General features: G+C 67.3%; 1 protein-coding gene. It reads left to right on the forward strand.

From position 1 onward, the window contains the following. On the forward strand, positions 1–2,306 hold a 2,306-nt coding region (locus DUGA2_RS32285), incomplete at both ends, for a non-ribosomal peptide synthetase (RefSeq protein WP_141753461.1).

Raw genomic sequence — 2,306 nt, forward strand, 5'->3', positions numbered from 1 at the left:
GATGTTGGCGTTGCAGAACGCGCCGATGGACGCGCTCACGCTGCCGGGGCTGACCCTGCAAGCCATGGGCGGCGAGGGCGTACAGGCCAAGTTCGACCTGACGTTCACGTTCACGGAGGACGCCGGACGCCTGAACGGCAGCATCAGCTACAACACCGATCTGTTCGAGCCGTCGACGATGGCACGCATGGCGGCGCACTTCACCCGGCTGGTGGAGGCCATCGTGGCCAACCCTGAGCGCCGCATCCGCGATCTGGACATGCTGGACAACGCCGAACGCCGCCAGTTGCTGGTGGAGTGGAACGACACGGCGCGCGACTACGGGGCGGCGTCGATGATGCCGGCGCTGTTCGAGGAACGCGCTGCGGCCTCGCCGGATCGCGTGGCGCTGGAGTATGACAATGTATCGCTGACGTATGGCGAGCTGAATGCGCGGGCGAACCGCCTGGCGCATCACCTGCGCTCGTTGGGCGTGGGCCCGGACGTGCTGGTGGGCCTGTGCGTGGAGCGCTCGTTGGAGATGATTGTGGGCCTGCTGGCCATCCTGAAGGCCGGCGGCGCATACGTGCCGCTGGACCCGGCCTATCCGGCCGACCGCCTGGCCTATATGCTGGAGGATGCTGCGCCGGTAGTGCTGCTGACCCAACAACGCCTGCTGGCTTCCGTGCCGACCGGCGGTGTGCCGGTGTTCTGCCTTGATGCCGACGCGGCATCGCTGGCGGGCTGCGACGCCACCAATCCGTCCGAGCTGACGACGGGCGGCAACCTGGCCTACGTGATCTACACATCCGGCTCGACCGGTAAACCGAAAGGTGTGGCGCTCAACCGCGCCAACCTGGCTAACTTCCTGCACAGCATGGGAGAGGCGCCGGGCATGAGCAGCGACGACGTGCTGGTCGCTGTCACTTCGCTGTCGTTCGACATCGCCGCGCTGGAGCTGTTCCTGCCGTTGGCGAACGGCGCGCGCGTGGTGCTGGCCGGCCGCGAGACGGCGTCCAATCCGCAGCAACTGAGCGAATTGCTGGTGCGCTCAGGCGCGACGATGATGCAGGCCACGCCGTCGAGCTGGCGCATGCTGGTCGATCATGGCTGGCCGCAGGAACTGCAACTGAAGGTGCTGTGCGGCGGCGAAGCGCTGCCGGTGGGCCTGATGCGCGATGTGCTCGGCCATGTCGACGCGATCTGGAACCTGTACGGCCCGACCGAGACGACGATCTGGTCGACGCTGCGGCGCGTGAGCGCGCTCGATGGCGCCCCGGTGATCGGCAAGCCGATCGCCAACACGCAGGTCTACATCCTCGACGCGGGCCTGAACCCCGTGCCGGCGGGCGTGGCCGGCGAGCTGCATATCGCCGGCGAAGGTCTGGCGCGCGGCTATCTGCACCGTGGCGACCTGACGGCGGACAAATTCGTGCCGAACCCGTTCGGCGCTGCGGGCAGCCGCATGTACAAGTCGGGCGACCTGGCGCGCTACCTGGAAGATGGCAGCATCGAGTACCTGGGCCGGATCGACAATCAGGTCAAGCTGCGCGGCTTCCGCATCGAACTTGGCGAGATCGAGTCCGCCTTGGCGGGACTGGAGGCGGTGCGCGACGCACTGGTGCTGGCGCGCGAGGACGTGGCGGGCGACAAGCGGCTGGTGGCGTATCTGGTCGCGCACGAAGGCGAGCAATTGCCGGATCCCGCAGGACTGCGAGCTGCCTTGCTGGCATCGCTGCCGGAGTACATGGTACCGGCCCACTTCATGGTGCTGGAGCAGATGCCGCTGACGCCGAACGGCAAAGTGGATCGCAAAGCCTTGCCCGCGCCGGACATGGCGCGCAGCGAGGAGGGCTACGTCGCACCGTGCACGGCGGCCGAAGAGATCATGGCCGGCATCTGGGCCGGTGTGCTCCGGCTCGATAAGGTGGGCGTGCACGACAACTTCTTCGCGCTGGGTGGCCACTCGCTGCTGGCGACGCAGCTGGTGTCGCAAATCCGTGGCGCATTCGAAATCGAACTGCCGCTGCGCGCGGTGTTCGAAGCGCCGACGGTCGCCGGCCTGCTGGCGCGCATGGAATCGTCCCAACGTGGCCTGACCGCGACAGCCTTGGCGCCGGTCGAGCGCAAAGAGGGCATGCCGCTATCGTTCGCGCAGCAGCGCCTGTGGTTCCTCGACCAGTTTGAGCCGGGAAGCGCGTTCTACAATATTCCGGCGGCGGTCCGTTTGAACGGACAGCTCGACGTGACGGCTCTGCAGGGGGCACTGAACGAGATCGTACGCCGCCACGAAGCCCTGCGCACGCGCTTTGCCAGCGTGGACGGAA

It is taken from the genome of Duganella sp. HH101, from assembly GCF_001758795.1.
In the GTDB taxonomy this organism is placed as follows: domain Bacteria; phylum Pseudomonadota; class Gammaproteobacteria; order Burkholderiales; family Burkholderiaceae_D; genus Rugamonas; species Rugamonas rivuli.